The sequence below is a fragment of the Oceanobacillus jordanicus genome (genome assembly GCF_022095695.1).
Lineage (GTDB): Bacteria > Bacillota > Bacilli > Bacillales > Amphibacillaceae > Oceanobacillus_B > Oceanobacillus_B jordanicus.
In genome coordinates this window covers 24042-44650 of record NZ_JAIFZM010000023.1, presented here as the reverse complement: position 1 = coordinate 44650, position 20609 = coordinate 24042, and the positions used below count along the sequence as shown (strand labels likewise).

The window sequence follows — 20609 nt, the reverse complement described above, 5'->3', positions numbered from 1 at the left end:
AAAAGGCACCGGATCTGGCCATTGCGGGGAAAATTTTGGTGCAGCAAATCCAACTAATGTGGAAAAAAGGACCATGGAAATCAAAGGAAGTATCCAAATAGGATTTTTCCTCATCTTTTGAAGCCGTAACGACTCGCTGTTTAGTTCTTTCATAAGATTCGCCATCCCTAATGCGATAAACGATAGGAAAAATATGCGAACAATAGCCATACCACCATCATAAATGGTAAACGTATCGAGTACGGTTAAATATATAAAGGTTAATAGCACAAATAAAAGGACGCGCTTCATTACAACAAACCAATAATGCAACAAGTAGCTCATCAGCCAAATTAACAGTAGGAAAAGCCCACTACGAAATAAGGGGGTAAGTGCATACCATTCACGCCCGAAAAGTGCTGTTAGGTTATGTGCGACATCCTGTAACACGAGGGTAAACCACTCTGGTGACAGGAAGCCTGGACCTGCAAACAACAAATTTAACGCAACTAGCATGCCAAGCCCTTTTAATAGCAAGGAAACCCACCATCTAATCTGAAATATAGAGATCAAGAAGCAAAATACAGCATAAAAAACAAATATGCTTAGCCCAGTTGTATCTGTAATATCCCCAAGTGGATAGAGCCATTCTAAAAATAGAAAGAAACCACAAAGGTACAGAAGAAAGATGTAGAAAGATGATTTTTGCTCTGTAGTATTTCTCATATATGGCTCACCTCTAGAGGATTCGTTGCTAGTGCGGACGCAGATAACACACAGAAAGAGATCCCTTCAAAACGATACCTTTCTATTGCATGCCGCTCTGTTTCTGAAATATTTCCAGTGGTTGGTACATATAAAACAACGACGCGCTTCATTCGTTGCTTCATTTTTTTGACCGTATCACCAAAAGCTTCATCAATATGACTTGTAAGCAATATAACAATACTTCCGCTGTCCAGCTTAATTAGCTCTTCCTTTAATTTTAGAGGAAAAGGCTTGCTTCCCCCTGGTTGAAGTCTGGTCAAGTGTTGACGAACTAGCTCTTTCTTTGTTGGTTCATTGTGCACAGGAACGTGTACAGTTTCTTCCCCAATGGTAAGTAAGCCTACTTCTGTCCCTTGTTTATACAATTCATCCATAAGTGAAATCGCCAATTCCAACAGAGCTTCATAGCTGATATGGTTTTCGTCATCGTAAAAACAGCTATCTAGTACGAGTAAAATCTCCGTACTTTTTTCCTGTTCAAACTCCTTGGTAATCATCGTATTTTTCTTAGCAGTCTGTTTCCAGTCAATCCAGGAAAATTTATCACCAGGCATGTATTCTCTAACCCCTGTTGCCACATTTGTATTTTTTAAATGTAAGGATTGTGAAGAGACAGACCCTTGGCCATAACTACTAATTTGTTTTTCCATCTTCACCGGTCTTGCGTTCGGGTAAGCTATTAACTGTTCTTCAACCGTAAAGACGACTTCTTTTTTTACCATTCCAAACACATCACCTGTTCGAATTCGGATATCGTGAAGCTGATGTTCCCCGCGCGGGATTTGTTTCATAGAATAGGTCAATTCAAATTCTCTTTTAAAATATGGAAACACAATCCTCTTAATCTCTCGTTTACTTAATAGCTTCTCAGGGTTCTTCATGAAATGGAACTTTTCTTTGCGGCTATCGATTCGATGAAGCGAAGCGGGAAAAACTTCCTCGCAAATGCAATAATACAGCGGAAAAGGAAAGGGACGTTTCACATGTATGGTGACGTCTACCCCATCCCCTGCTTGTATGACATGGCGGGATAAGCTTCTCGACACCTTCCAGTTTCGCATCGGGTAAAGGAGCAGGCCGATATGGTAAATGCCAAATGGCAAAAAAGCATAAAACAAAAACCAGCTCACAAACCCGCCTTGAAACATTGCATATGCAAAAAGCGAAACCACTAGAAAAAGTATAAAAGCAAAATTTCCGATGAACTTAAGGTTTTCCTTCATTAAGTAAATTCCTTCCGAATCGGGATATGCACGTTTTTCACGATAGATTCCAATATTTGCTCACTTGTTGTGCCATCGTATTTTGCTTCTGAAGTTAAAATAACGCGATGGGCAAGTACGTACGGGGCAAGATATTTCACATCATCGGGAATAACGTAACTTCTTCCGTGGATATAGGCATACGCCTTAGATGCACGCATCAATGCAATCGAGCCACGTGGGCTTACACCTAGGTAAATTGCTGCATTTGCTCGTGTACTTGAAACAAGGTTAAGAATATAGTGTTGTACATTTTTATCTATATAGACTTGTTTAACCTCTTCCTGAATATGAACTAACTCTTCACGAGACATGACCGCACCTATGGATTCAATAGGATGATCTCCGGCAGTTCGTTCCAGCATTTCTAGTTCTTCTGCGAAGGTCGGGTAACCCATTTTAAGCTTTAAAATAAAGCGGTCTAACTGGGCTTCAGGTAAAGGATAGGTTCCTTCATATTCAATAGGGTTCTGTGTTGCCATAACAAAGAAAGGCTGTTGTAGAGCAATGGTATTCCCATCAACGGTAACGTTTTTTTCTTCCATTGCTTCAAGGAGTGATGACTGTGTCTTTGGAGAGGTACGGTTTATTTCATCTGCTAAAATAATGTTGCCAAGTATTGGACCACCACGAAACTCAAATTCAAGTTCCTTTGGGTTATAAATAGAGATGCCTGTTACATCGGAAGGTAGTAGGTCTGGAGTAAACTGGATTCTACGAAAATCACAATCCAGGGATTTTGCCAAGGTACGCACTAACATCGTTTTGCCCACGCCCGGCACATCCTCTAGTAGAACATGGCCCTGTGCTAATAAAGCTACTAGACTTAACGTTGTTGCTTCCTCTTTCCCTATCATAACCCTTCTTATATTATCGAGTACATCTCCTATTCGTTGGTTATAAACATACGTTTCCTGCATCAATTATGAACCCCTCTCTGACTCATCCGTAATATGATAATGTACATAACGTAATAATTAATACGATATATACTATAACTATACTAAAAAAGACCTATGAAGAAAAGATATCTTACATGACAATACCTCCCTATTATATACACTTTCATAGATTCACATACACAGGAACGGGAGTTTTCTGTAGGTGTCTCATACCGACTACGGCTAATTTGGTTCTTCCTTTTTCGTCTATATAAAGTAAAACTTCATTTGGTGGGGGTTTTACTGCCAGTTGAGGCGGGATAAACACAAAAAGAGAGAGAAGCACGATGCTTCCCTCTCTTCTACTTATCTATTGACATTAAGAATTGTTGTTGTTATTGTTGCGTTGTTGATTATTGTTGTTGGCGCGAGAGTTTCCACCTTTTTGACCAATCTCTTCATAGAATTCTTGGTCATGATTTTTAGAGGTTGTCTCTCCGCCTTTTTGTCCAATATCTTGGTAGAATTCTTTATCATGATTTTTGGAAGTTGTTTCTCCGCCTTTTTCTCCAATATCTTGATAGAATTCTTTGTCATGATTTTGGGAAGTTGTTTCTCCGCCTTTTTGTCCAATATCTTGATAGAATTCTTTGTCATGATTTTGGGAAGTTGCTTTTCCGCCTTTTTCTCCGATATCTTGATAGAATTCTTTGTCATGATTTCTTGCTGTTTTGTTTCCACCTTTTTGTCCTGCTTGTTCTAGAGACATTTTTTCATTGTTGTTCTTAGCCATTATGAACATCTCCTCTCAATTTTAGATAAAAAGTGTAGTCAATCTAGCTTTTTTAATCATGTGCTTTTTAAAGACTTGTCCAACTTTTAGCTATTGTTATTGTTGTCGTTTTGGCGAGCTCTTTCTTTTCCGCCCTTTTGACCAATTTCTTCATAGAATTCTTGATCATGGTTACGAGATGTTGCTTTTCCACCTTTTTGACCAATTTCTTCATAAAATTCTTGATCGTGATTCTTAGCTGTAGTCTTTCCGCCTTTTTGTCCGATCTCTTCGTAAAATTCTTGATCGTGATTTCTTGCTGTTTTATTTCCGCCTTTTTGTCCTGCTTGTTCGCGAGACATTTTTCCATTATTGTTATTGTTCTTAGCCATGATTAACATCTCCTCTCAAGTATTTTTGGCTTTTGTCTTCGCCTACAGTTGTTGTAATTCCACGTATGCTGTTAATTAAACATCTTTATTATATTTTTTTCTGTTGTGTACTTTTAACCCTGCCATATCAGGATTTATCGATTTTTTTCTTGATTTTTTCTAAAGCTTTCTCTGCTGCATTGTTCTTCTCTTCCTTCTCTTTATCTTCCAGTTGGAAATCCTGTCGATCACTCTGCGGGATGTTAAAATATCCTTCGTTATCCGATTTACTGCGCAGGATCATGGCCTCTACAACTCCTTCCTAAGAAATTAACTGCACATTGCGCTAGTTATTTAAGACAGGATCGATAAAATTCTTCCGTTTTACCCAGACAAAACCGTCTCCCTTTGTAATGACTGCCACATCCACTGGTGGACCTACAGACTCAGTTGCTCTGGAAACTCGCCGTTTGAATGACGTTAAGTTAACCAATGCCTCTGCCATGTCAGCTAGTTCCTCCTTAGGAAGGGAACGAACAATCCCTAATAAAGGGGTAATATAATTGGATTGTCTGTATTCGTCCACAGCGTCTTCTATGGACTCATATACGTCATTACCCATCTTTTCCATTTTGCTAACTTGTTCTTTTGTTAGGGAAAGTTGCAAGTGATTTTCTAGTTGCTGATGATAGGTTGAGAGAACTTTATGCACAATTCCCAATATGGCATCCTCCATGTTTGGTTCAATTCCACCCATAAAGGAATCAACCATTTCTCTTTGTGCAAATGGGGTAATTGCAGCAGTCCCACTATCCTTACTATTTGAGTAGCTAATTTTTTTCTCCAGTATTTTTTTATACTTTAATTGACCAAATACAAAGCCTTCTAATCGATAATTTAATAACTGTGGGAAAATCTCTTCTTCCCCAAATCCTGCGATAACCAGTCCAGTACTCCCTAAACTAAAGTAATCTTTTTGTATGACATCAAAAGCTAGCATGGATAGTTTTTCTTTAATGTGCTCTGGGATGGTGTATGAGATGAAATCATCGTTAATCTCTTGAATCACCTCATGAAATTCCTGCTTAAATGAAGCAAGTTCCATTTCTATAAAGATTTCTTCTTTTTCTTCAAACTCTTTGCGTACTTTGTCAATTTGATTGTTTAATAACCTTGTGGCATCCTTATCCGTAACCTTTTTGTCCTGCTGCCTTTCTTCTTCCAGCTCTTCTTCTACTTTTTTTATTAACCGCTTAAGCGTATCAGAGTAAGAACGATATATGATGACTTCTTCCATTTCTTTTACATTAAACCTTTCATCTTGCTTAATGAATGCAATAAAGTCTTCCATGTACGAAGATAGGTAACGAAGTTTGTCATCTCCTACATAGTCACGGTATGATTTGATAATGACATCCCATGGGACCTCCATAAAAGATGCTGCACCATAAACCATAATTCCAACAGAATGATTGCTTGAAATAGAGAACAGCTTATTAGCTGAATTATAAACCTTTTGCACACCATCTCTCCCACTCGTAATTGCACTGTCAGCCGCTAGAGACATCCCTAACTTATTCATAATTGCTACCTCTGCCGTCACGAAAGTTCCTCCTTTCACCTTCTCCTTTCCCTTTAACCTCGTATGGAATAAGTCAAACAAAATAGAAAAGCGAAGAGCGCCTGTTCAGAAACGTAGTGGCTGGAGGGAATCAACTGAGATAAAGAAATCACGGTGAGTTTGCGAACCGATGATGCCTTATCGCAAGGCGATTAGCGAAGTCACCTAGTTTCTGGCGCTCGTAGCTAGACATAGAAAAGCGAAGAGCGCGATTTATGGAACGCCGACTAAACAACAACCCGTCCTGGGTCAACGTCGGCATGACCCGGATCCTCCGGGCCCACGTAGTGGCTGCGCCTGGCCATGCCAGGTGGCTCCATGTTGCCACGCAAAGTGGCGGATTTAATGGAGCATCCTCCGTAGGAGATAAAGAAATCATGCCCCTGCAAAAGGGGTATGTCGGCGTTGGCCGGCAAGGCTGGTTTTAGTCGACCTACCTTGTCTGACGAGCCGATGATGCCTTTCACCTTCCAGGTATAAGTGCGACTAAGCCTCTGGTTAAAACCAGTCGGCAAGTCTTCTTTATCGTGAGGCGATTAGCGAAGTCACCTAGTTTCTGGCGCTCGTAGCTAGACATAGAAAAGCGAAGAGCGCGATTTATGGAACGCCGACTAAGCACAGCCCGTCCTGGGTCAACGTCGGCATGACCCGGATCCTCCGGGCCCAACACATAGAAAAAGCCGAGCACAATATGGTGAATTTTCCCATAAGTGTTCGGCTTTTTACAAGTCATTTTATATAATTAGTTAGGATATTCAAGTGGTCCACCTGGTCCTAATGGGATACCAAATAACATCCAAATGATAAGCATGATTGTCCACCCGACGAGGAAGAAAATAGAGTACGGAATCATGGTAGAAATTAATGTACCGATCCCCATCTTCTTATCATACTTCTGGGCGAATGCAATGATAATTGCGAAGTAAGTCATTAAAGGTGAAATAATATTTGTTGTGGAATCAGCTACACGATAAGCCATTTGAGTCAGTTCCGGAGAATAACCCAATTGCATCATGATTGGCACAAATACCGGTGCCATCATGGCCCATTTTGCTGAAGCACTCCCTATAAATAGGTTGATAAAGGCGGTAATTAAAATAAATATTAAGATGAGTGGAATTCCTGTCAGGTTGACGCTGTCTAGAAATTCTGCTCCGTATACACCAAGTACGAGACCCATATTCGATTCATTAAAATATGCGACAAATTGACCTGCTGTAAAGGCTAGTACAATAAACATCCCCATTGATGCCATTGTGTCAGACATTTGCCCTGCCACATCTTTATCATTACGAATCACTTTTGTTACTACTCCATATACAAGTCCTGGAATTAAGAAAAGGATCGCAATAATTGGAACAAGCGAGCTCATAAACGGTGATTGGACGATCTGATCCATCGTTGAACCTTCTGTCCCCCGCATTGGAGCGTTTTCTGGAAGAATAAGCAATGCGGTCAGACCCAAGCCAATAACTAGGGATACCCCTGCCCAGATTAATCCTTTTTTCTCAACCGGTTTTAACCCTTCAAGGTTTTCATCTGTTTCTTCGTTACCTTCTTGCTTGTAGCTTCCCAGACGTGGTTCCACAATCTTCTCTGTTACCCATGTACCAATCAATGTAAGCACAAAAACGGAAACGGCAATAAAGGCATAGTTCATTGCGATATTCATTGTTTCCGCATAAGCAGGGTCAACAATAGAAGCTGCTGCAATCGTTAGCTCTCCAAGCATAACATCAGTACCAGAAAGCAATAGATTCGCACTGAAACCTGCTGAAACACCAGCAAACGCAGCGGCAAGTCCGGCTAATGGATGTCTCCCTAGCGCAGCAAAGATTAAGGCACCTAAAGGCGGCAATACTACGTAACCTGCATCAGAAGCTACACTGGACATAATCCCCGCGAAAACAAGACCTAGCGTAATAAAGCGGTTCGGTACAGATAGTACAAAACCACGAAGCAATGCACTGATTAAGCCTGTACGTTCTGCAACTCCAATTCCGAGCATTGTTACAAGCACAACACCTAGTGGCGCAAAGCCGATGAAGTTATCTGTCATACTTGAGAAAATGTACTGAATACCTTCCGCATTAAGCAGGTTGGTTATTTCAACCATTTCACCTTCTTCTCCGGGGTGCTCTACACTAATTCCCAACTGAGAAAGCGCCGCAGATAGCACTAATACTAAAAGTGCTAATATTGCGAATAATGTGACGGGATGTGGTAGTTTATTACCAAGAAACTCTATCCCATCTAGTGACTTTTGGAATAAGCCTTTTTTTGTCTTCCCCATATATCCCTCTCCTTTTTTCCTTATGAGTAATATTCTGAAAATAACACCGAATCTTCGGTACACAGGTAACATTATAAAGGCTAAGTCACTAATTTGAAACCGTTAATAAAATAAAAGTAATACTAGCATTATTCGAAAGATTAACACTTGAAAAAACACCATTAAATACTAGTTAAAGTAAGGGTTATGCTCCATCCCTTTCCACAGCGGAGAAGCGTTTTCTAGTATGCTTGCAAGTTGTAATAAATAGTGTTCTTCCCCTTTACCAGCCATAACTTGTACACCAAGCGGCAGTCCATTTTCTGTAAAATAAACAGGCACAGACATTGCTGGCTGACCAGTAAGGTTAGCTAGCTGTGTATAAGGGCTATAGGTTAAGCTTGGTAGAAACATCTCATAAATGAGCTCCAGCCGTTTTGCCCGCTCAGCTTGTCTCATTTGATCTCGCATTACCTCTGCATCTTTATCTGTTGCAGTTAACTCTCCTATACGAGGTGCAGCAAACGCTGTTGTTGGGGTTATATAGAAATCAAATGTTTCGTGAAAAATTGCAGCCTCTGCTGCAGCAACATCCCATGAAGCTATACTTGTGGCATACTCTGCTGCAGTCACATGCTTTCCTGCTTGATAAAGCATCCATGCCTCTAATTCCATGTCTAACTCTCTCAGCTCCCTCTGCTGTATTTTCTTCAGTTGGTCCATAACAGAAGCCATTTCACCAGCATTCATCACATAATAATTTTGCATCAGTTGAACACCATCAATATCTGGAGTCTGTTCTTCTACAATATGCCCTTCCGCCTCAAGCCACCTTACTGTTTGTAATACAGCCTGCTCTGCTTCTGTTGAAACGGGAGTGCCTACAGGTGACACTGTAGAAAAGGCGATTCGTAGCTTTTTGTCCAAAGGCTTTTCCAGTACGTCTTTGTATTTTTTAGGATACAACGGTGTTTGAAAGGCAGCTTCTGGTTGCACTGTTTGTAAAACATCAAGCATTACTGCGCTGTCTCTTACACTTCGAGTGAGAACAAAATCAATCGCCGCGCCCTGCCATTGTCTCCCTACTCCTGGTCCTACTGGCGTACGGCCTCTTGTTGGCTTGAGACCAAATAAACCTGTAAACGAAGCAGGAATCCTGATGGAGCCACCTCCGTCACTTGCACCGGCAATTGGCACAATTCCTGAAGCTACAGCCGCTGCCGCTCCGCCACTCGAGCCTCCAGGTGAATGCTCGAGATTCCAAGGATTCTTAACAGGTCCATGCACGGAAGACTCTGTAATGTTTTTCAATGCGAACTCCGGTATATTTGTATGACCAACAAATTGGAAGCCCGCATTACGAAATTCGCTTACAAAGTTAGCGTCTTCTTTCGCTACACTGTCTTTTAGAAGCCTGGAAGCAGAAGTAGATTTCTCCCCAGCTAATCGTTGCGTTTCTTTAAGTAAAACAGGGACCCCTGCGAAAGGTTGTGCCGCCGAATAGAAACGATCCGTCTCTGAAAAAGCCTTTTCCTTTCTGGAAGAAATAACGGCGTTTAAATCAGGGTTTACCTTTTCTAATTGATTAAAACTATGTTCTAATAGTTCACTTGGTTTTATTTCTTTCCGCTGAATTCTTTCAGCCATTTCCACGCCATCCATTTTCTTAAATTCGTCAATATTCAATCTCTATCTCTCCTCCAAAAACAAACTTCTTACTTCATTGTATCATTACCCCATCGAAGTCTACTATCTACCTTTTTTATCATTTGTTTTTTTCCATTCAGGATCACCAATGTCATGTAGTTTTTTGTTTATAAGATAAATGAAGAAGGGGATAACAAAAGCCAATAAAGCGTTAAAAAACACTACCCACCCAGGGATCCAGTCCAACAATGTTTTCACCTATGCTTCACTCCTCCTTCATTTTTATTCGATCCGCCGAGCCTACTCTGTCTATTTTAACTTCGGAGTTGATCTTAATATCAGCGCTTGAAAAGTAGTTCTCCCCGTTTTCCCAGTCTTCTTTTACTTCCTGCCAGAAATCATAGTGGAATTGATATAGGTTTTTACTAACTCCTAGGACGTCTGTGTTAAGCTCCTGCTGCACTTTTTTAATCGTTTTTGCAGTCAATTCTTTTACTTTTTTTTCTGTGGATGCTTCAGCCTTCTCTAAAAACTTTTCATCTAATACACTTTCCACACCAAAATATTCTGCAATATTTCCGTCAATTAAAATAGAAATTTCCACTTCTACATTATTCTTTTGCGTATTGGTAATTTTCATTTTTTGATTTATTTTTGTGATTTCGACTGCCAATGGGCTTTCATCAACCTGTACCTCCAAGACGCCACCTTCTGTGTGGCCATTTATAAATCCTAAACCACTTGTTTCGTCCTCATTAAGTGAACCGACCATTTGGTTACTTTCCCCATCCATAACCACTACGTTACCATATTCAGCCATAGAGCCCACCTTTCTTACGACTGGAAGTACATAACTCTGCTGGTTTAAGATTAGTTCCTGAATTTCCCCAATATGTATAGGTTTGATGGTGTTCGTATTCCTATCTACGTTTTCCATCAAATCGTCAAGATACATGGCTGGAACATCGGTGTTTTCAGGTGTCGAGTTCAATATTTCCTTTGCATCTTCGTGGGCCACCAATAATCGAATGGATCTCCGTAACGCATGATCACGAATAAAGAAATCCATCATATTGGAGAACAAATGAGGTTGTATAAGGACCTCTTCGGATACTACAAGAACTTTTAGATGTTGATAGAATGGCTCTTGGCTATTTATCCGAGAAAACTTCCGATTTGTTCTAAAAACGCTTGTACCTTTTTCTGAGACATTCATAAACGCCTGCCCCCCGCCTCCTTGCATTAATGTCCCTATACCCGACGGGATAACAAACTGATTTGTCATCATCACTTCATATTCATTTTCCTTTTCCTGATTAACCAGATCGATGGCCGTCCCAACAATAAACCCACGTTCTTCAATGTCTACTCTATCCCAGCAACCAGCAAGAAAAATAGTAGAAGAAATGAGGAAAACAAGCACTTTTTTATTTAGCTGCATGTTCTTTTTTCCTCCCTCGTCTGATTTTGGAGATTGTGAACAGTATTAACGTAATGCCTGAAGAAGAGATAATTCCAAAATAACCGATGAATGTACCTAATTTCGCAACTTCTATAGATCCTTCTGGCACCATTCCGATAATATAAATGAGGGGAGCCATGCAAAAAAGTAATGTTTGTTTTTTTAGCTTGGTGAAAGGCTGTAAGGCATAAATACTAACATCAACCGACATAGCGGTTGTATTAAAAATAGCCATTATCCAAATAACAAAAAAGAAGGAATCGAACCGTTCAAAAAATCCTCCTGGTATTTCTATTTCTTTTGCCAGTTCAATTAGTGGATATACCAAATTTCCCGTAACTGCGTTTCCAAACACGCCTAAATTAACGAAGAAAATAAGCAGGTACAACCCAATAACCATAAGCATTCCATGAACAGACGCCTTCGGTACCTTTTTTGTGTCTTTCACAAGCGTTATATAAAAGAAAAGGATGTTAAAACCAACAAATGCCAAACCACTTATCTCCGTTGCCTTTATTTGATCCCTTACGCCAGTTTCAAAAATTGGAAATAAGTTATCCATTTCAAACCAGCCAAAAGAAAACAGTGACAATATGAATGTAATAAGCACGATAATCGGGAAAAATAACATATTTAAACGGAACAAACCTGCCCTGGAACCAGACACGGCATACACGACGACTAGAAGGAAGGTGAGTGAAATAACTTCCAAAGGAGTCCGATCAAATAAGTACGCTTTTGCAATCTCTGCGATAACCCTGATTACATAGGCACTCAAAAGTAAGCTTTGCATAACGAGAATAAGGCTAAATAAAATGGATACAGGCTTTGTAACAAGTTTAGAAGAATAGGATAAAAATGTTTCTCCTGGATAACTGGCTGCTAGCTTAGAGGTCATCCATGTAATAACTGTGATCATGATACCGGCTACTAAGAGGGCGATCCACCCATCAGCACCAACTGTGAGCAACGCTATTTCACGTGGTAACGAAAGAATTCCAACCCCGATGGTTACAGCGGGCAATGCTATCATAATCTCTCGCGAACTGATTGTTTCATCCCCATATTTAAAATCACTCACCAAAGTTTACCTCCTTAAATTCCCAGACGTTGTATCCTTTGGTTTAAGATTTCTGGGCCTTTCATTCATCATTGGAATAGGTCCACGCAACACCAAGTCCTTCCAGTCCTTGATAAAGCTTGGGGCGAAAGGCGTGGAATAGGGAACACCCATGCTTTTTAAGTTTACGATGTGTATATTTATCATGATGTAAACAAGCACGATTCCATATAACCCCAGGACAGCAGCCGCAAACATAAACCCAAAACGGAGGAGGCGAAAGGATATCGCCACACTATACAAAGGTATCGTAAACGAAGCCACGGCTGTAAGGGCAACAACAATCACCATAATCGGACTAACAATCCCGGCACTAACTGCCGCCTCTCCGATCACAAGTCCACCAACGATGCCAATTGTTTGCCCAATCGTCCTGGGAAGCCTTGCACCTGCTTCTCGCAAAAGCTCCATTGTTAAACCCATAATAAGGGCCTCAACAAATGCTGGAAATGGGACTCCTTCTCGTGTTGCAGCAATCGAAAATGCTAATTGAGAAGGAATCATCCCCTGGTGATAGGAAACAAGAGCAATATAGAGTGCAGGAAGAAACATCGTAATAAATGCTCCTATATAGCGAATGACTCTTAAGAATGTACCAATTAACCAGCGGTCGTAGTAATCCTCTGGTGACTTAAATGCATTCGCAATCGTAATCGGGGCAATTAAAGCAAATGGACTACCATCTAAAAGAATACTCACCTTTCCTTGTAGTACAGCGGATGCTACTTTATCAGGACGCTCTGTATTGTCCATTTGAGGAAAGGGAGACAAATAACTATCCTCTATCCATTGCTCGATATATCCTGATTCCATTGCACTGTCCATATCAATAGAAGAGAGACGCCGGTCTACTTCTTTGACCATATCAGGATTTACAATACCATCCACATAGCAGACAACAAGCTTTTTCTTCGACCTTCTTCCCACTTCACTTGTATCAAAACGAAGGTTCGGATCACGGATATGTCTGCGTATCAGCATCATATTTGTCTGTAGATTTTCTACGAATCCTTCCCTAGGCCCCCTAATAAGAGATTCTGAAATGGGCTCATCAATTGATCGCGTTTCCCACTTTTCTGTGCCCATCAGAAGGGCCTCCGCTGTTCCCTCTACATAGACGACCGATTTGCCTGACAATAAGTCAATTGTTAATTTATCTAAGGAATTTGTTTGCTCTACACTTCCAATACTAATCAAGTCAAGCTTAAGCTGTTTGATCAGTTCATCTGGCGTGTCGCTACCCGCTTCCTTCTCTCTATTTCGCAGCAAATTTTTAATTAAGTCATTATGTATGGCTTCCTTGTTACTTAACCCACTGATAAAAGCTACTGCAGCCTTCACATTAAACCCCAGATTTAACCTGTGTATCACCAGATCCTCGGGACTCCCAATCATAGTCTGTAGATCTTGCAAATTCTTTTCAAGATCTACTCCGATTTCTGTTGAAAAGTCTTCTCCTTCAGCAGACTCTTGTTTTAGCTTGCGTCTTCTGAAAAAATTCCGCCCCATAACTCCACCCCCTCCTCAGTAGGACCTTTCCTTTTTTTTCCCGTAAAGGAAGGTTTTTATACAGAACACTTTCCTGATATTTCAAGACACGTATAAAACGATTGTTGAATGCCAAACTATACTCACCGGAATAAAGGAGGGTTATTGCAATGGATAAACATACAAAGGCTACCGCTTCAGAAATTGCAAATTTGTGGGGAACGTATATGAATGCCTCTTCCACAAAGGCAATATTATCTTACTTTAAGCAGAAGGCAGAGGATGGGGAGATTCGCGACTTACTGGAAAAAGTTTATGGGGTCTCTACATTTGAATTAGAAAATGCTGCCCAATTACTAACAGAGAATGCTTGTCCTATACCTAAAGGATTCTCAGAAGAGGACGTTGATGTGGAAGCACCTCGTTTATACTCAGACACCTATATGCTTCACTACACGATTCAGCTGTTCACCCTCGCGATGACAAGTAGTGCGAATGGTGTTTCGCAGAGTTCCAATGCTGACATTTACCAGTTCTATACAGAATCATTAGGTAATGCTAATTCCATGCATATGCAAGCTGTTACAATCGCTCAGAAAAAAGGAGTATATGTTTCTCCTCCAACCATCCCTACACCTGAAAATGTAAACTTTGTTACAAAAGAAAGCTTTATGAATGGATGGTTTGGTGATAAGCGTCCTTTGCTTGCCATGGAAATTGCTCAGCTTTACGCAAATATGGAGAGGAATACATTAGGTGCAGCGACCATATTAGGTTTTGCTCAGGTTGCCAAATCAGATGAAGTGAAATCCTATTTATTAAAGGGGAATAACATAGCTAAAAAACATGTATCTACTTTTTCGGACCACTTAGCGAAAAGTAATATCCCAACACCGATGGGATCGGATAGCTATGTGACCGAATCTGCTAGTATCAGCCCCTTTTCTGACAAGCTTCTGTTGTTTTATACAATAGGTATGATCTCACAGGGGATTGGTTTTTATGGATTAAGTATCGCAACGAATACAAGGCGTGATATCGCAGCACTTTACGCAAGGTTAAGTGGTGAAATTGCCCTTTATGCAGAAGAAGGTACAAAGTTAATGATTCATAACCACTGGTTGGAGGAGCCACCAAGAATGGTAGATAGAAACGATTTAATTCAGAATGGGAGAGAGTAACGTGGAAGAAAAACACACAAACAGTCGCCTTACAGCCTCAGAAGTGTCCCACTTATGGACTGCCTTTCAAAGCAATACACTTGCAATATGTGGGTTAACACATTTTCTAACACATATTGATGACCAAGACATTAAGGGAATACTGAAAGAATCCAAGTTACTTGCTGAACAAAAAAATAATGAGGTTATTGCTCTTTTTAAAGCAGAAGATTATCCAATTCCCAAAGGTTTTACAGAGGAAGACGTTGAACCAGATGCGCCAAGATTATTTTCCGATGCATTATATCTCGAATATGTTTTAAATATGTCCATCATGTCCTTAAGTATGTACAGCATGGCATTGTCTGTGTCGGACAGGAAAGATGTTATTCAATTTTTTTCCGGGTGCTTAACTTCAACAAAGGAACTTTATATTAAGACGAAAGCGCTCTCTAAGGTAAAAGGACTTAGTTCCAAAAACCCCGTTCTTCCAACGCCTCAACAAGTGGAATTCGTTAAAAAGGATAGCTTTCTAGCGGGTTGGTTTGGTGAACGTAGACCGTTGCTTGGCATCGAGATAAGTAACCTTCTTTTTCATTCACAAAGAAATGCACTGGGACATGCACTGATCACCGGGTTTAGTCAGGTTTCTCCCTCCAAAGAACTAAGGCGCTTCTTTGAAAGAGGAAGGGATATTTCCGAAAAGCACCTATCTGTTTTTACTAAATTGCTGCATGTAGACAATCTTCCCCAAGGATCACCTTTATTAACGTCAGAGGTCACAACTTCTACCACCGCGCCATTCTCTGACAAGTTAATGATGTATGTGGTATCTACTCTCATTAATTCAAGTATTGGGGAATACGGTATTTCAATATCTACTAGTCCACGACATGACTTAGCTTTACAATATACCCGATTAATTGCCGAAATTTCTAAGTACGCAAATGACTCTGCCAATATTTTCATTGAAAAAGGTTGGATGGAACAGCCCCCTATTGCAGCTGACAGAAAAGAATTAGCGAAATAGGTGTGTCTATGGAGACAAATCTCAAGGAAAAAAGCAAAAAACTAGAGGCCATTTTATGGAGTATTGCCTTACCGGGTTTTGGGCAGCTGTTAAATAAAAAGTATCTGAAAGGACTCACCCTTATTGGGTTAGAATTTCTTATTAATGTCATGGGGAACTTTAACCGAATTATCATCTTAAGCTTTCATTTTAATATCGAAGAGGCTATTGAACAGACTAATTATCTTTGGCTGATGTTTTATCCCTGCCTCTACTTCTTCGGTATATGGGACGCTTATAAAGATGCCGGTGGTGGTAAAAAAGCCTTCGCCTACTTACCGCTTGTGTTTTCCGCATACTTTGTAACACTTGGTCTTATATTTTCACCGGTGCTCAAAATTTCTGGCTATTTAATCGGCCCGATGTGGCTGCCAATGCTTTCTCTACCAGTTGGACTAGCTGTAGGGGGATTGATCAGATGGGTTTTATTGAAATTTATTTACCATAATCGAACTGATTCTACTTAACAAACTCTCGATGATAAATTAGCTCGGGAGTTTGTTTTTTATCGTAACTCTTTTGTCCCACCCTCATACTTTTCTCTCATAAAAAAAGAATATTATACAAGTTCACCTCATATTTTATACGAATCATTCTATTTTAAAAAAGCTATCATATTTTTCTTCTATTAATTGAAGAGTGGGGTGTTAACATGACACAGCAAGCCGTGCTGCAAGTGGATAATTTAAAGACATATTTTCATCTAGAAGAAGGAAAGACCGCTAAGGCAGTGGATGATATATCTTTCAAGATTTCCCCTGGGGAGACCGTCGCGCTAGTTGGCGAATCGGGAAGTGGCAAAAGCATAAGTGCACTTTCTATTATGCAATTAATTAATAAACCAGGTCGTATTGAAGGCGGAAAAATCACGCTTAATGGAAAGGACATTACCAATTATAACGCCAAGCAGATGACAAAAATCCGTGGTAATGATATAGCGATGATCTTTCAGGAGCCAATGACGGCACTTAATCCCGTGTTTACGATCGGAAACCAAATCACGGAAATTGTTAGAAAGCATAAAAATATGAGTCGACAAGAAGCTCACCGGCATGCGATCCATTTATTAAAGCTAGTTGGTCTATCAAGAGCTGAAGAAATAATGAAGGAGTTCCCTCACCAGCTCTCAGGCGGAATGCGCCAGCGGGTGATGATTGCGATGGCCATTTCTTGTGACCCTATGTTATTAATAGCCGATGAGCCAACCACTGCCCTCGACGTTACGATTCAGGCACAAATCCTTGATTTAATGAACGAAATGAAAGAAAGATTTCAAATGGCGCTTCTCTTAATCACCCACGATGTTGGCGTGGTTTCTCAATATGCTGATCGGGTGATGGTGATGTATGGTGGTCAGATTGTAGAGGAAGCTACTGTTGATGTATTACTTGAATCACCAAAACATCCCTATACACAAGGTTTATTGGATAGCCTACCTATGGTGGATAAAGACGTAAACCGACTTGGTACGATCAAGGGAACCGTTCCGCCAGCTTATGATTTTCCATCGGGCTGTCGGTTTTCAACACGCTGTCCCCATGTAATGGAAAAATGCCATTCACAAAACCCTAGCTTGTCTACAAGTGATTCGGAACATCATGTTCGTTGTCATCTTTATCCCTCGGAGGTGAAGGAATGACTATAAAAAATGAAACAAAAGAAGAAACGCCTGTCCTAAATGTTCGGAATATTAAAAAATACTTCCCGATTAAGGGTGGCGTTTTTAAACGAACGGTTGGCCAACTGAAAGCAGTAGATGACATATCATTATCCATCAATCAAGGCGAAACCCTTGGTATTGTAGGGGAATCAGGATCTGGAAAATCAACACTTGGCAGGGTTATTCTCAAGCTGCTCGATGCTACGGAAGGCACCATACTTTATAAAGATGCAAATATCACAAGCATGAAAAGAAATCAATTCCGTCCCTATCGACGAAATATGCAAATGGTCTTCCAGGATCCATTTGGCTCTCTAAATTCCAAGATGAGTGTAGCTGAATTGGTAGAAGAACCATTGCTTGTTCAAACTTCTTTATCAAAAAAAGAGAGGCAAGCAAAGGCGATAGAATTCATCGAAAAAGTTGGGCTACGTGCTGAAGACCGCTTAAAGTATCCCCATGAATTTTCCGGTGGTCAAAGACAACGAATTAGCATTGCGAGGGCACTTATTACAAATCCCGAATTTGTTGTTTGCGATGAACCTGTCTCCGCTTTGGACATATCTATTCAGGCACAAGTACTAAATCTTATGAAGGATTTACAGGAAGAGCTCGGACTTACGTATTTGTTTATCGCCCATGACCTTAGTGTTGTGAAGCATATTAGTGACCGCGTTGCCGTGATGTACTTAGGAAAAATTGTCGAGATAGCACCAACCTCTAAACTTTTTCAGGAACCTGCCCATCCTTATACACAGGCATTACTGTCTTCTATTCCAACCCTTACCAAGAAGAAGGCAGATGAACCTGCCATAAAGTTAAAAGGAGACATACCAAGTCCAGCTAACCCCCCTTCCGGATGTGCCTTCCGGACGAGATGTCCGTTTGCACATGAGCGGTGTGAAAAGGAAGTACCATCATTAGCTGCCGTTGGCACAGAACACGAGGTATCCTGCCATTTACACCATGATTAGGTAACGTTTATCAAAGTTAGCAACAAAGTAATGCAAGATTAAAATCGCACGTCTTTAGAGCAAGGAATTTGGTGAGAACCTCTTCTGATAATATCTCAAGCTATCCTCACGTGCAAAAAGGCCATTATTTCCTTTATGTTGCCTTTTTTCATATAAAACTATCGAAAAGGAGGGTGTGGATGAGTAATGGTTTAATCATTTCTTTGAATAAAGGGGGATTTTAGGATGAATAGAGCGTTTAGGAGATTATTGATTCTGCTAGTCTTTTTATGTATGATGGGTTTCTTATTAGTTGCTTGTAATGACGATGGAGATGAAGAAGGCGCAGAGAATGAGGATACTACAGAAAATACAGATGATGGTGAAGAAGGTAAGGAAGAGAAAGCCGAGAGTGGTCCGCAAGCTGGCGGAACATTGACTGGGGCAATGTATTCTGCACCAGCAGGTATGTTTAATCCTATTTTTTACGAGGAAGCTTATGAAGCTAACATATTAAGTTTTACACATGATAGCCTCGTATCCCAGAATGAGAGCCTTGAATTTATTCCAAGCTTAGCAAAAGAATGGGAAACAAACGAAGACCAAACCTCCTTGACTTTAAAGCTTGAAGAAGGTGTGACATGGCATGACGGCGAAGAATTCACTGCTGAAGATGTTGTTTTCACATACAAATCCATGTCTGACCCTGATTATGTTTCAGCAGGCGGGATAAGAACTGCCTACGTCCTTCCACTACTTGGCTATACTGCATACAGTTCAGGTGAGACTGATACGTTTGAAGGCGTAGTAGCAGAGGATGATTATACCGTAACATTCCATTTTGAAGAGCCAAATATTAACCCACTGTATTATGCGAGCTTCCCCATTATCCCAGAGCATATTTTCAAAGATATTCCAGTAGCTGAAATGCCGGAAGCTGCGGAGTCTCGTGATGCTGGTGCGGTTATTGGTACAGGAGCATTTAAATTTACGGAAATGGTAGAACGAGAACAGTATATTCTGGAGAGACATGAAGATTATTGGCAAGGGACTCCATACTTAGAGAGCATTGTATGGAAAGTAGTCGCACAATCCGTTATGACCGGCTTACTTGAATCGGGCGAGGTAGACTTCATTGCCGATCCAAATGGTATACCGCCAGCTGACTTTGAAACCGTACAAGGTTTTGGAAATATTGAAATCATTGAACAGCCTGATTTTGGGTATCAGCTCCTTGGCTTTAAGCATAATCATCGTACAAGTGAGGATGTTGAAGCTGGGGCATTAGAGCCAGACAACTGGGTGCCAAACGAAAAATTAGCTGATCCAAAAGTAAGGCAGGCCATTTCCTATGCTGTAAATCGTGAAGGCCTTGTAGAAGGACTTCTTTACGGACGTGGGCAACCAATTAATTCTCCAATTGCAACCCAATTCTGGGCTTATGATGATGCTGCTGCAACCAATTACAATTATGATCCAGAAAAAGCCGGTTCCATGCTAGATGAGCTTGGCTATGTCGATGCGAATGGTGATGGATTTAGAGAAGACCCAGAAGGAAATGAATGGGTGCTTAATTTAGATTATCCGACAGGAAATGAACTCCGTGAGAAAACTGCACCACTCCTTAAACAGCAGCTTGAGGAAGCTGGTATAAGTGTCAATATGCGTCAGCCTAAAGAAATGACCGCCTATGTAGAGGAATTAACGAATGATAACACCGATTGGGATTTATATTTATTGGGCTGGAGTCTTGGAAGTGCTGATCCTGACCCATCTGGTCTATGGGCAACGAAGGCAGCTTACAACTTCTCAAGATGGAATAATCCAGAATCAGAAGAACTTATGCAAAAGGCATTAAAAGCACCAGAAGCTTTTGAACAGGATTATCGTGCAGAAGTATATTCTGAATGGCAGACAGTCTTTTCTGAAGACCTTCCTGCACTGCTATTGTACGCACAAAATAGTCTATGGGCTTACAATAAACGATTGCAAGGTGTAGAGCCATTACCATACACCATGTATCAAGATGCTCATCTATGGTGGGTTAATGATGCGAACTAACAAGTCACGCTAGTCTCTGGGCGCTAGAGCTAGACTAAAATAAAGTAGAGAGTATGCTCAGGA

The 20609-nt window shown here is 40.6% G+C and carries 19 protein-coding genes and 1 pseudogene; 7 read left to right on the top strand and 13 right to left on the bottom strand.

All coding sequences use genetic code 11. From position 1 onward, the window contains the following. The 7 genes and pseudogenes from K3T81_RS18580 to K3T81_RS18550 form a co-directional block, all read right to left on the bottom strand. Positions 1 to 705: pseudogene (locus K3T81_RS18580) on the bottom strand (hypothetical protein); the annotation flags it as partial. Continuing rightward, positions 702 to 1970 (bottom strand): DUF58 domain-containing protein, encoded by a 1269-nt coding sequence (locus K3T81_RS18575; RefSeq protein WP_238022118.1) that lies wholly within the window; start codon positions 1968 to 1970, stop codon positions 702 to 704. The pseudogene K3T81_RS18580 and the gene K3T81_RS18575, both read right to left, overlap by 4 nt. Beyond that, positions 1970 to 2929, bottom strand: coding sequence for an AAA family ATPase (locus K3T81_RS18570; protein ID WP_420830858.1), 960 nt, complete (start codon positions 2927 to 2929; stop codon positions 1970 to 1972). Before K3T81_RS18570 ends, K3T81_RS18575 begins: the two co-directional genes overlap by 1 nt. Before the next feature lie 340 nt (positions 2930 to 3269). After that, on the bottom strand, positions 3270 to 3683 hold the full coding sequence (locus K3T81_RS18565; RefSeq protein WP_058951126.1) for a KGG domain-containing protein: 414 nt from the start codon (positions 3681 to 3683) through the stop codon (positions 3270 to 3272). An 86-nt stretch (positions 3684 to 3769) separates the two neighbouring features. Then, positions 3770 to 4054 (bottom strand): KGG domain-containing protein, encoded by a 285-nt coding sequence (locus tag K3T81_RS18560; protein WP_238022116.1) that lies wholly within the window; start codon positions 4052 to 4054, stop codon positions 3770 to 3772. Between the two features lie 127 nt (positions 4055 to 4181). Next, entirely contained in the window at positions 4182 to 4337 is a 156-nt protein-coding gene (locus tag K3T81_RS18555) for a hypothetical protein (protein ID WP_238022115.1), read from the bottom strand. Between the two features lie 42 nt (positions 4338 to 4379). Next, positions 4380 to 5636 carry a hypothetical protein gene (locus K3T81_RS18550; protein WP_238022114.1) on the bottom strand — a complete coding sequence of 419 codons (1257 nt, stop codon included), beginning with the start codon at positions 5634 to 5636 and terminating at the stop codon, positions 4380 to 4382. Positions 5637 to 5914: 278 nt separating this feature from the next. Here K3T81_RS18550 and K3T81_RS18545 point away from each other — a divergent pair, with 278 nt between their 5' ends. Further along, entirely contained in the window at positions 5915 to 6082 is a 168-nt protein-coding gene (locus K3T81_RS18545) for a hypothetical protein (protein WP_238022113.1), read from the top strand. A gap of 314 nt (positions 6083 to 6396) precedes the next feature. Here K3T81_RS18545 and K3T81_RS18540 read toward each other — a convergent pair whose 3' ends face one another. The 6 genes from K3T81_RS18540 to K3T81_RS18515 form a co-directional block, all read right to left on the bottom strand. Continuing rightward, positions 6397 to 7947, bottom strand: a complete 1551-nt coding sequence (locus K3T81_RS18540; RefSeq protein WP_238022112.1) for an AbgT family transporter — start codon at positions 7945 to 7947, stop codon at positions 6397 to 6399. 168 nt (positions 7948 to 8115) lie between these two features. Beyond that, positions 8116 to 9612: an amidase family protein gene (locus tag K3T81_RS18535; protein ID WP_238022111.1), complete on the bottom strand. Its 1497-nt coding sequence runs from the start codon at positions 9610 to 9612 to the stop codon at positions 8116 to 8118. 63 nt (positions 9613 to 9675) lie between these two features. After that, the gene (locus tag K3T81_RS18530; protein WP_238022110.1) at positions 9676 to 9831 is read right to left on the bottom strand and encodes a hypothetical protein; all 156 of its coding nucleotides are present in this window, start codon (positions 9829 to 9831) and stop codon (positions 9676 to 9678) included. 7 nt (positions 9832 to 9838) lie between these two features. Continuing rightward, positions 9839 to 11014, bottom strand: coding sequence for a Ger(x)C family spore germination protein (locus tag K3T81_RS18525; RefSeq protein ID WP_238022109.1), 1176 nt, complete (start codon positions 11012 to 11014; stop codon positions 9839 to 9841). After that, entirely contained in the window at positions 11001 to 12116 is a 1116-nt protein-coding gene (locus tag K3T81_RS18520; protein ID WP_238022108.1) for a GerAB/ArcD/ProY family transporter, read from the bottom strand. The genes K3T81_RS18525 and K3T81_RS18520 overlap by 14 nt, the downstream gene beginning before the upstream one ends. A gap of 6 nt (positions 12117 to 12122) precedes the next feature. Then, on the bottom strand, positions 12123 to 13664 hold the full coding sequence (locus K3T81_RS18515; protein ID WP_249226200.1) for a spore germination protein: 1542 nt from the start codon (positions 13662 to 13664) through the stop codon (positions 12123 to 12125). Positions 13665 to 13813: 149 nt separating this feature from the next. Between K3T81_RS18515 and K3T81_RS18510 the strand changes: the two genes are divergently transcribed. The 6 genes from K3T81_RS18510 to K3T81_RS18485 all read left to right on the top strand — a co-directional run bounded on the left by K3T81_RS18510 (position 13814) and on the right by K3T81_RS18485 (position 20546). Further along, positions 13814 to 14824 (top strand): DUF3231 family protein, encoded by a 1011-nt coding sequence (locus tag K3T81_RS18510; RefSeq protein ID WP_238022107.1) that lies wholly within the window; start codon positions 13814 to 13816, stop codon positions 14822 to 14824. Between the two features lies 1 nt (position 14825). Then, positions 14826 to 15833, top strand: a complete 1008-nt coding sequence (locus K3T81_RS18505; protein ID WP_238022106.1) for a DUF3231 family protein — start codon at positions 14826 to 14828, stop codon at positions 15831 to 15833. 8 nt (positions 15834 to 15841) lie between these two features. After that, positions 15842 to 16339, top strand: a complete 498-nt coding sequence (locus K3T81_RS18500; protein WP_238022105.1) for a hypothetical protein — start codon at positions 15842 to 15844, stop codon at positions 16337 to 16339. Between the two features lie 185 nt (positions 16340 to 16524). Continuing rightward, entirely contained in the window at positions 16525 to 17511 is a 987-nt protein-coding gene (locus K3T81_RS18495; RefSeq protein WP_238022104.1) for an ABC transporter ATP-binding protein, read from the top strand. Continuing rightward, positions 17508 to 18506: an ABC transporter ATP-binding protein gene (locus tag K3T81_RS18490; protein WP_238022103.1), complete on the top strand. Its 999-nt coding sequence runs from the start codon at positions 17508 to 17510 to the stop codon at positions 18504 to 18506. Before K3T81_RS18495 ends, K3T81_RS18490 begins: the two co-directional genes overlap by 4 nt. Before the next feature lie 225 nt (positions 18507 to 18731). Beyond that, positions 18732 to 20546 (top strand): peptide-binding protein, encoded by a 1815-nt coding sequence (locus tag K3T81_RS18485; protein ID WP_238022102.1) that lies wholly within the window; start codon positions 18732 to 18734, stop codon positions 20544 to 20546. Positions 20547 to 20609 lie beyond the last annotated feature (63 nt).

What these genes read in the sequence shown, in the direction of transcription:
- K3T81_RS18575 (WP_238022118.1), bottom strand. Translation starts at nt 1,970, where the DNA reads ATGAAGGAAAACCTTAAGTTCATCGGAAATTTTGCTTTTATACTTTTT.
- K3T81_RS18570 (WP_420830858.1), bottom strand. Translation starts at nt 2,929, where the DNA reads ATGCAGGAAACGTATGTTTATAACCAACGAATAGGAGATGTACTCGAT.
- K3T81_RS18510 (WP_238022107.1), top strand. Translation starts at nt 13,814, where the DNA reads ATGGATAAACATACAAAGGCTACCGCTTCAGAAATTGCAAATTTGTGG.
- K3T81_RS18565 (WP_058951126.1), bottom strand. Translation starts at nt 3,683, where the DNA reads ATGGCTAAGAACAACAATGAAAAAATGTCTCTAGAACAAGCAGGACAA.
- K3T81_RS18500 (WP_238022105.1), top strand. Translation starts at nt 15,842, where the DNA reads ATGGAGACAAATCTCAAGGAAAAAAGCAAAAAACTAGAGGCCATTTTA.
- K3T81_RS18525 (WP_238022109.1), bottom strand. Translation starts at nt 11,014, where the DNA reads ATGCAGCTAAATAAAAAAGTGCTTGTTTTCCTCATTTCTTCTACTATT.
- K3T81_RS18560 (WP_238022116.1), bottom strand. Translation starts at nt 4,054, where the DNA reads ATGGCTAAGAACAATAACAATAATGGAAAAATGTCTCGCGAACAAGCA.
- K3T81_RS18555 (WP_238022115.1), bottom strand. Translation starts at nt 4,337, where the DNA reads ATGATCCTGCGCAGTAAATCGGATAACGAAGGATATTTTAACATCCCG.
- K3T81_RS18515 (WP_249226200.1), bottom strand. Translation starts at nt 13,664, where the DNA reads ATGGGGCGGAATTTTTTCAGAAGACGCAAGCTAAAACAAGAGTCTGCT.
- K3T81_RS18540 (WP_238022112.1), bottom strand. Translation starts at nt 7,947, where the DNA reads ATGGGGAAGACAAAAAAAGGCTTATTCCAAAAGTCACTAGATGGGATA.
- K3T81_RS18490 (WP_238022103.1), top strand. Translation starts at nt 17,508, where the DNA reads ATGACTATAAAAAATGAAACAAAAGAAGAAACGCCTGTCCTAAATGTT.
- K3T81_RS18545 (WP_238022113.1), top strand. Translation starts at nt 5,915, where the DNA reads ATGACCCGGATCCTCCGGGCCCACGTAGTGGCTGCGCCTGGCCATGCC.
- K3T81_RS18485 (WP_238022102.1), top strand. Translation starts at nt 18,732, where the DNA reads ATGAATAGAGCGTTTAGGAGATTATTGATTCTGCTAGTCTTTTTATGT.
- K3T81_RS18495 (WP_238022104.1), top strand. Translation starts at nt 16,525, where the DNA reads ATGACACAGCAAGCCGTGCTGCAAGTGGATAATTTAAAGACATATTTT.